Origin of the sequence: Mesorhizobium sp. M7A.F.Ca.CA.003.01.2.1 (genome assembly GCF_003998945.1) — a bacterium.
Lineage (GTDB): Bacteria > Pseudomonadota > Alphaproteobacteria > Rhizobiales > Rhizobiaceae > Mesorhizobium > Mesorhizobium ciceri.
In genome coordinates this window covers 1-8,704 of the sequence record NZ_RZRA01000111.1, presented here as the reverse complement: position 1 = coordinate 8,704, position 8,704 = coordinate 1, and the positions used below count along the sequence as shown (strand labels likewise).

The following is an 8,704-nucleotide window of genomic DNA, read 5'->3' as shown; positions in this document are numbered from 1 at the left end:
TCCAGGCGCAGTCGGCGGTGGACGACGCCCAGCGCAACCTTGCCGATTCCATCGTCAAGGCGCCATTCGACGGCATCGTCACCAATGTCGACGCGCTTCAGGTCGGCAAGTACCTGCCGGCTTCGCAGCCGGCGTTCAGCCTGATTTCGGCGACCGATCTGTGGATCGCGGCGGAGCCTAAGGAAACCGAACTGACCTATGTGCGGCCGGGACAGACGGCGACGATCAGCGTCGACAGCTATCCCGGTGCCGTCTGGCACGGCAGGGTCGCCTCGATCAGCCCGGCGTCGTCGTCGAGCTTCTCGCTGCTTCCGGCGCAGAACACCACCGGCAACTGGGTCAAGGTCGTGCAACGCATTCCGATGCGCGTGACGGTGGACGATCTCCAGGGCAAGCCGCCGCTGCGCGGCGGGATGAGCGTCGTGGTCGGCATCGATACCGGCCATGCGCGCGGCCTGCCGGACTTCGTGACGGACCTCCTCGGTCGGTTCGGACAAAAGTCATGACCGGCGCGTCCGCGACAGGTGGCGTGGTCGCCAATCGCGGCGCCATCACCGCCTGCGTGATCCTGGCCGTGATCATGCAGGCGCTGGACACCACCATCGCCAATGTGGCGCTGCCCTATATCCAGGGCAGCGTTTCGGCCAGCGCCGACCAGATAAACTGGGTGCTGACGTCCTACATCGTCGCGGCAGCCGTCATGACGCCGCCTTCGGGCTATCTTGCCAATCGCTTCGGCCGCAAGCGCATCCTGCTGATCTCGATCACCGGCTTCGTCGTCGCGTCGGTGCTGTGCGGCTTCGCGCAGTCGCTGCCGCAGATCGTCGGCTTCCGCCTGCTGCAAGGCCTGTTCGGCGCAGCCCTGGTGCCGCTGGCGCAGAGCATCCTGCTCGACATCTACAGCGTCGAGGAGCGCGGCTCGGCGATGGCGCTGTTCGGCGTTTCGGTGATGGTCGGGCCGGTGCTCGGGCCGGTCATCGGCGGCTGGCTGACCGAGAATGTCAGCTGGCGCTGGGTGTTCTACATCAACGTACCGATCGGCGCGCTGGCTTTCGCCGGCGTCTCGATGTTCGTCCAGGAAACCAAGACGGACCTCAAGGCCAGGCTGGACTGGCTGGGCTTCGGCATGCTCAGCGTCACCATCGCGTCGCTGCAGATGTTCCTCGATCGCGGCGAGCAGCTCAACTGGTTCTCGTCGTCCGAGATCATCGTCGAGGCGCTGATCTGCGCGTCGGCCTTCTACATCTTCCTCGTCCACACCTTCACCGCCAAAAACACCTTCGTGAACCCGCGGCTGTTCCTCGACAGGAATTTCGCCGTCGGCATGATCTTCATCTTCATCATCGGCATCACCTATCTGGCCTCGCTGGCCCTGATGACGCCCTATCTGCAGACCCTGATGGGCTATCCGGTGGTGACGGCCGGCATCGTCATGGGGCCGCGCGGTCTCGGCACCATGGCTTGCATGTTCCTGGTCGGCAGGCTGATCGGCAAGGTGGACACGCGCTGGCTGCTTCTAACCGGCCTGCTGGTCACCGCCTGGGCGATGTACGACATGACCGGCTGGACCCCTGATGTCTCGCAATGGACGATCATCAGCACCGGCTTCATCCAGGGCGCGGGCCTGGGTTTCCTGTTCGTGCCGCTGACCACCATCACCTTCGCCACGCTGGCGCCGGAGCGGCGCGCGGAAGGCACCGGACTGTACAATCTGTCCCGAAACATCGGCTCCAGCGTCGGCATATCGGTGGTCACCGCGCTGTTGACGCAGAACGTGCAGGTCAACCACGCCAATATCGCCACCTATGTGACGCCCTACAACCAGGCGTTCAGCAATCCGGCGATCTTCCAGGCAATGGATCCCTACAGCGCCGCGGGCCGCGCCGCGCTCGACGGCGTGGTCACGCTGCAGGCCACGATCATCAGCTATATGAACGACTTCAAGCTGATGATGATCCTGTCGCTTGCCGCCATTCCGCTGGTTCTGTTGCTGCGCAAGCCGGCGACTCCGGCCAAGATCGACCACAGCGCCGTGATGGAGTGACGACGCTCGAAACTTATCCGGCTGCACAGGCAACAGCCAAAAAGAAACCGGGGTCCTGTGAGGGACAGGACCCCGGCCAATGCCGATACGACTTCCCAAGAAACATGGCACCTCGTCATGAGGCGGGGATGGCAGGCCCGAGAAAGCCCCAACGGACCTGTCTTGATCCCCTTTGCCGGAAGCCGTTCGTTACTTCGGCAACAGCACCTTGTTGACGACATGGATGACGCCGTTCGACTGGTTGACGTCGGCGATCGTCACTCGCGCCTCGCCGCCTGACTCATCCATGATGTAGAGCTTGCCCTTCTTGACTTCGGCGGTCAGCGTGTCACCGGAGACGGTCTTCATCTCGTATTTGCCGCCCATCGCCTTGGCCTTCTTCATCATCTCGGCGCCCGAAATCTTGCCGGCCACGACATGCGCGGTCAGCACCTTGGTGAGCTTGCCCTTGTTCTCCGGCTTCAGCAGCGTGTCGACGGTGCCCTTGGGCAGTTTCGCAAACGCCGCGTTGGTCGGGGCAAAGACTGTGAACGGGCCAGCGCCCTGCAGCGTGTCGACCAGGCCGGCGGCCTTGACCGCGGCGACCAGCGTCGTGTGGTCCTTCGAATTGACGGCGTTCTCGACGATGTTCTTGGTTGTGTACATCGGCGCGCCGCCGACATTCGGGTTCTTGGCATAGGCGGGCGCGGCAATCGCCACGCCGGCGACGAGTGCGGAAAGGGCGATGATCCTGAATGACGGCAAGCGCATGTGGTCTTCCTCCGTGTGAGGGCTGATCGGAATTGATAGCCTTTGGAAACGCACAGGCAGTCACGCCGCCGAGGGGGCGCAAGTTTCGCCGATCACGGGAACGTGATGCCGGAGCTGCTTAAACGAAAAGCCCCGCGCGAGGCGGGGCTTTGAAGGCTGGAGAAAGCGCTGCGCCTTCTATTCGGCCGGTGATGGTTTCTTTCGGAACAGCGCGACCAGATTGTCCCACAGCTCGATCTTGGCACCCTGGCGCTTCATGATGATGCCCTGCTGGAGGATCGACAGCGTGTTGTTCCAGGCCCAGTAGATGACCAGGCCGGCCGGGAAACCCGCCATCATGAAGGTGAAGATGACAGGCATCCAGGTGAAGATCGCAGCCTGCGTCGGATCCGGCGGCGTCGGGTTCATGCGCATCTGCAGGAACATGGTGACGCCCATGATCAGCGGCCAGACGCCGATCATCAGCATGTGCGGCAGGGTGACCGGGATCAGGCCGAACAGGTTGAACAGCGACGTCGGATCGGGCGCGGCCAGATCCTGGATCCAGCCGAAGAACGGCGCGTGCCGCATTTCGATGGTGATGTAGAGCACCTTGTAGAGCGAGAAGAAGACCGGGATCTGCAGTGCCACCGGCCAGCAGCCGGCAAGCGGGTTGATCTTCTCGGTCTTGTACAGCTCCATCATCGCCTGCTGCTGCTTCATCTTGTCGTCCGCGTATTTCTCGCGGATCTCGAGCATTTTCGGCTGCACCTTCTTCATGTTCGCCATCGACGCGTACGACTTGTTGGCGAGCGGATAGAAGATGGCCTTGACGATGACGGTGGTGGCGAGAATGGCCAGGCCGAAATTGCCGAAGAATTTGTAGAGCGTGTCGATCAGCCAGAACATCGGCTTGGTGATGAAGTGGAACCAGCCCCAGTCGATCAAAAGGTCGAACCGCTTGATATGACGGTCTTCCGCATAGGCGTTGATCTTGCCGACTTCCTTGGCGCCCGCGAAGATCTCGCTCTCCACCGTCGCCGACTGGCCGGCATCGACGGTGATCGGGTCGGTGAGGAAGTCGGACTGGTAGCGATGGCGGCCGTCCTCGAAATAGGCATAGCGCGGCTGGAACGGCTGCTTCTCGGTCGGCACCAGCGTCACCGCCCAGTATTTGTCGGTGATGCCGAGCCAGCCGTCGGTCGACTTGCCCGGCGTGAACTGCTTGTCCTTCTCGATGGACGCGTATTTGTGTTCCTGCAGGCCTTCCGTGCCGGTGAAGCCGATCAGGCCCTCATGCAGCACATAGGTGCTGGCAACGAGCGGCTTGTCGAAGCGGGTGACGCGGCCGTAATTGGACAGCGAGACGGCGGCCGTGCCGGCATTCTGCACCGTGTCGGACACCGTGAACATGTAGTTGGTGTCGACGGAAAAGGTGCGCTTGAAGGTCAGGCCCTTGTCGTTCGAATAGGTCAGCGTGACCGGGGTCGTCGGCGTCAGTGTCGCATTGCCGTCGATAGCCCACACTGTTTCGGGACCGGGCACCGCGCCGGTCTTGTCGTTGCCGACGAAGCCGATCTCGGCATAGTAGCCATTGGGCAGTGCCGCCGGGTTGAGCAGGCTGATCTCGGGCGAGTTCTTGTCGACCGTCTCGGTGTAGTGCTTGAGCTTGAGGTCGTCGAGACGGGCACCGGTCAGGTTGATCGAACCCTCAAGGCTCGGCGTGTCGATCTTCGCGCGGGTCGTCGTGGCGAGCGCCTGTTCGCGGCCGGCCGGCGTGACGGCATCGGTGCCGGGTGCGTTGGGAATGGCGCCAGGGGCGGCGGGCGTTCCGGTGTCGGTACCGGGATTGGTGCCGGCGGCCTTCTTCTGCTCCTCGACGCGCTGCTGTTCGACGCGGGCGGCCTCGCGCTGCGCTTCGCTGCGCGGCAACACATAAAAATATTGCCATACCGCCAGGATCAGCACCGACAGCGCGATGGTGATGAAGAAGTTCCGGTTGTTTTCCATCGAAAGCCCTTGGCCTATCGTGTTCCGCGCAGTCGGCGGGAGAGTTCGGCCTTCAACTGGCCGAACGGAGTGGTAAGCACGTCTTCGCGCCCGACGATGACATAGTCATTGCCAGGCGCCATGTCACTTGCGGCGTGCGTACGGACGGCTTCTCGCAGCCGCCGCCGGACGCGGTTGCGGACAACCGCATTGCCGACCTTCTTGGTGACGGTGTAGCCGACGCGCGGCGACAGGCCGTCGCCGCGGTCGAGAACTTCGACGAGAAAAAGCCGCCCGCGTCGTTTTTCACCACGACGGACAGCCAGGAATTCCGCGCGCTTCAGAAGCCGCTTGGGATTTGGTCCCACTGGCTTGCCGGATGCGGGCAACGATCTCGTCTTCCGTTCAGGCGCTGAGCCGCTTGCGACCGCGGTTGCGGCGAGCTGCGACGACGCCGCGACCACCCTTGGTGGCCATGCGGGCACGAAAGCCGTGCCGACGTTTGCGGACGAGTTTGGACGGTTGGTAGGTACGCTTCATTTGTTTTAATACCGCGGGGTGCGGCCCTTCTTGATTCTGTCACTGTGTAACAGGAGCTTTGCCGAGCCGGCTTTGGCGCGATCGAAACCGCGCCGGGACGAATGGCCCGAGCGTGTGCGGGCTTATAGAAAGAAGGCTTTTGGAAGTCAATCCGGAGTCGTCGGGCCGAAAGCTTCGCCATTCAGGCCGGTTTATGTTTGCGACCAAGGATGAAATTGGCAAAAAAGCCGTAATCGCCTAATCTGCGTTGATCAAGTGATCGTGAAGACATTAGCCGCATGAGCGAAACCATACAGGCACAGGAAGGGATCGGCACGGCGGGGTCCACCGAGGCGCCGGCCAGCGTGCGCACGGTGCCGCTGTCGCGCGGCCTGTCGACCAAGCTGCTGCTGCTGACCATCGTCTTCGTGCTGCTGGCCGAAGTGCTGATCTTCCTGCCCTGGATCGCCAGCTACCGGCTGAACTGGCTGAAGGAGCGGCTGAGCACGGCGGCGGCGGTGTCGATCGTGCTGGTGCAGGGTGAACCCACCTCGCTGTCGCGCACGGCGCAGAACGACGTGCTGATGGCGATCGGCGCCAAGGCGATCGCGGTGCGCGACGGAGGCGTCTCGCGGCTGCTGGTGGTGGCCGAAATGCCGCCGAAGGTCGACGAACACATCGATATCGCCTCGATCGGCATGATCAAGGGCATGACCGGTGCGCTCGACACGTTGTTTTTCGGCGGCGACCGTATGCTGCGCGTCTTCGGTCCGGTCGGCGAATCCGACAAGGAGTTCGAGCTGATCATGCCCGACAACAGCCTGCGCAACGCGATGCTGCGCTATTCGCGCAACGTCGCCTTCGTCTCGCTGCTGATCTCGCTGTTCACCGCCATGCTGGTCTACGCCGCCATCGACCTGATCATGATCGGGCCGATCCGGACGATGACGCGCTCGATGCTGTCCTTCTCCGAGGCGCCCGACGATCCCGGGCGGATCATCCATCCGGCTGCCCGCGCCGACGAGATCGGCGTTGCCGAGCGCGAGCTGTCGCAGATGCAGGAACGGCTGCAAAAAATGCTCTCCGAGCAGAAGCATCTTGCCGATCTCGGCCTGGCGGTTTCCAAGATCAACCATGACATGCGCAACATCCTGGCTTCGGCGCAGCTGATGTCGGACCGCTTGCGTCAGGTCAAGGATCCGACGGTGCAGGCCTTCGCGCCGAAACTGCTGCGCGCGCTCGACCGCGCCGTGTCTTATTCCGAAGGCGTGCTTCACTACGGCCGCACGCAGGAGCCGCCGCCGGCGCGCCGACGCCTGAGGCTGCGGCAACTGGTCGAGGACGTGCACGGCCTGCTGGACATTGAGCAAGGCATCGAGTTCGTCAATTCGGTCGAGCCGGCCTTCGAGGTCGATGCCGATTCCGACCAGTTGTTCAGGGTGCTGACCAATCTGTGCCGGAATTCCGTGCAAGCGATGGCGACCGACAGTGAAAGCGCCCTGGTGCGCCGCCTGGCGGTGTCGGCCGTGCGCCTGGGCAGCGTCAGCCGCATCGCCGTCAGCGACACCGGCCCCGGCCTGCCGCCCAAGGCGCGGGAAAACCTGTTCGCGGCCTTTCGCGGCTCGGCGCGCAGCGGCGGCACCGGCCTTGGCCTGGCGATCGCGCACGAACTGATCCGCGCGCATGGCGGCACGGTCGAGCTGGTCGAGAGCATTGGCGGGCGCACCACATTCGCCGTCACCATCCCCGACCAGCCGGTCCGGCTCGACCAGGCCCGCAACGGCCTGCGCCGCCCGGCGTGACGGTTTAGAGCGCCGGGTCGCCCGGCCCTCTTGTCCTCTGGCCCGATGCTTCTTCCAATGAGCAGGAACCGGCTCAACTTCGGACCGTTGCCATCTGCCGGAATCCCAGCCTTCATCACCAACCAAGGCACTTGTGACAAAACTTTTGCCGGATCGGCTTGCTTTTCCGAAATTCAGTCGCTAGGGAACACGTCTCGTCGCGACCGGTCGTTTACGATCGGATTGCGGGGTCATGGAAAGCATGGCCTGTTGCGCGCCCGTAGCTCAGCTGGATAGAGCACCAGACTACGAATCTGGGGGTCAGGAGTTCGAATCTCTTCGGGCGCGCCAAACAATTATATGAGACCGTTGGGATTTCCGACCTTTTCTATGTTGCCTTCAACAGCCTAGAGGGGAACAAAAAGCCGTAAAAATCCCGGAATGGGGCTCAAAGCCCCACGGATACTCCCACTAATTCATATGCGGTTCACTGGCTGTCCTACTCTCATCGAGGGTGACAAACCGTGAGGAAGCCATTCTCGGGCAGCCTCACGGAACGGGTAGCAGTTGCGCATTGCCGATCTTCCCGCCATCTATGCAAGAAGGCGCGGGGATCAATCAAGGCAATGCTTAAACCCTTTGGGAAGTGGTTCGTTACGAATTGGGAACGGGTCTTGTTTGTGATCGTCGGCTTGGCCCTGCTCGGCGCGAGCCTGACATTGATCTATCAGGAAAAAGTGACAGAAGCCGCCGCAGTCTTTGGCCTTGGCTTTCTCAGCTTTCTCTACGCCAACGTTTCGCGCTTCAAACGCTTCAAAGGGCTGGGCTTTGAAGCGGAGCTTTGGGAGGACAAGCAGAAAGAAGCCGCTGACCTCATTGAACGCTTGCGCGATATCGTTTCGATCTACACGCGGGAAGTTATACTTGGAAAGGTGAAGGCGGGGCGTATCGGGGTTGCAGGAAAGTGGAATGATCATTGGAAGCTCTATGATGATCTTGTCACGCAGCACAACACCCTTGGACAGAAGGTCGATTTTTCGGACATCAAAAAGGAAATGGATGACACTTTCCTTTTCGACATGACGATGCCCGAAATCAGGAAACTAAGAGCCGCTACGAATAAAGGAAAAGAGGCTGCAAGGCAAAGGATCGAGCAGGAGTTTGGAAGTCCCGTCCGTGACAATGAAGGCTACAATCGGCGCTGGGCGCAGTTTCGCGAGATACCTGAAGACATCAAAGACCCCTTCAAGATTTCGATCAAGGAGGATTTGGCAGGTTACGCCTTGAAGGTCTGGCGGGAAACCAAAGAACGGCTCAAACGAGATTTTGACGTGGACGCGGATGTTGACCAAAAGGTCCTTGATCGGTTCGTAACAATCTCAAAGCTCTATCAGTCCCGACCGGTTCAAGTGACGGACGAAATGATCGCATGGGCGAACCGGGAGGACTGAAATACTCCTTGCGCTTCAGTTCAAGTTCGGCAGACCTCATAGATCTCATGCGGACGACCTAGCTGGTCATGAACTCAGCCTGTTCATCGTGCCAGCCCTTCATCCACCTTTCACGGCGACCGCTATCCGTATAGGGGCATTTGCGCAGCGGGACGTGGCGTCGACAGGCTTTCTGCCCCTCTTCATAGACC

The 8,704-nt window shown here is 61.6% G+C and carries 8 protein-coding genes and 1 tRNA gene; 5 read left to right on the top strand and 4 right to left on the bottom strand.

The annotated features are described in order from the left end of the window. Together EN969_RS07265 and EN969_RS07260 are read left to right on the top strand one after the other, a co-directional pair. Nucleotides 1-506: efflux RND transporter periplasmic adaptor subunit (locus tag EN969_RS07265; RefSeq protein WP_164758171.1), on the top strand; the 506-nt coding region annotated here is incomplete at its 5' end. Further along, on the top strand, nucleotides 503-2,044 hold the full coding sequence (locus EN969_RS07260) for a DHA2 family efflux MFS transporter permease subunit (RefSeq protein ID WP_063169716.1): 1,542 nt from the start codon (nucleotides 503-505) through the stop codon (nucleotides 2,042-2,044). The genes EN969_RS07265 and EN969_RS07260, both read left to right, overlap by 4 nt. A gap of 189 nt (nucleotides 2,045-2,233) precedes the next feature. Here EN969_RS07260 and EN969_RS07255 read toward each other — a convergent pair whose 3' ends face one another. The 4 genes from EN969_RS07255 to rpmH form a co-directional block, all read right to left on the bottom strand. After that, a complete protein-coding gene (locus tag EN969_RS07255) occupies nucleotides 2,234-2,794 on the bottom strand; it encodes a fasciclin domain-containing protein (RefSeq protein ID WP_063169715.1) in 561 nt (186 codons plus the stop codon). A gap of 177 nt (nucleotides 2,795-2,971) precedes the next feature. Beyond that, the gene (gene yidC / locus EN969_RS07250) at nucleotides 2,972-4,783 is read right to left on the bottom strand and encodes a membrane protein insertase YidC (protein ID WP_063169714.1); all 1,812 of its coding nucleotides are present in this window, start codon (nucleotides 4,781-4,783) and stop codon (nucleotides 2,972-2,974) included. Between the two features lie 14 nt (nucleotides 4,784-4,797). Next, the gene (gene rnpA / locus EN969_RS07245; protein ID WP_013528505.1) at nucleotides 4,798-5,151 is read right to left on the bottom strand and encodes a ribonuclease P protein component; all 354 of its coding nucleotides are present in this window, start codon (nucleotides 5,149-5,151) and stop codon (nucleotides 4,798-4,800) included. Between the two features lie 16 nt (nucleotides 5,152-5,167). Next, on the bottom strand, nucleotides 5,168-5,302 hold the full coding sequence (gene rpmH / locus EN969_RS07240) for a 50S ribosomal protein L34 (protein WP_008833937.1): 135 nt from the start codon (nucleotides 5,300-5,302) through the stop codon (nucleotides 5,168-5,170). A gap of 278 nt (nucleotides 5,303-5,580) precedes the next feature. Here rpmH and EN969_RS07230 point away from each other — a divergent pair, with 278 nt between their 5' ends. The 3 genes from EN969_RS07230 (at nucleotide 5,581) to EN969_RS07220 (ending at nucleotide 8,513) form a co-directional block, all read left to right on the top strand. Continuing rightward, entirely contained in the window at nucleotides 5,581-7,083 is a 1,503-nt protein-coding gene (locus EN969_RS07230) for a HAMP domain-containing sensor histidine kinase (protein ID WP_027161119.1), read from the top strand. Between the two features lie 253 nt (nucleotides 7,084-7,336). After that, nucleotides 7,337-7,413 (top strand) — tRNA-Arg (locus EN969_RS07225). A 323-nt stretch (nucleotides 7,414-7,736) separates the two neighbouring features. After that, nucleotides 7,737-8,513 carry a hypothetical protein gene (locus EN969_RS07220; protein WP_127224211.1) on the top strand — a complete coding sequence of 259 codons (777 nt, stop codon included), beginning with the start codon at nucleotides 7,737-7,739 and terminating at the stop codon, nucleotides 8,511-8,513. The last annotated feature ends 191 nt before the right edge of the window (nucleotides 8,514-8,704 follow it).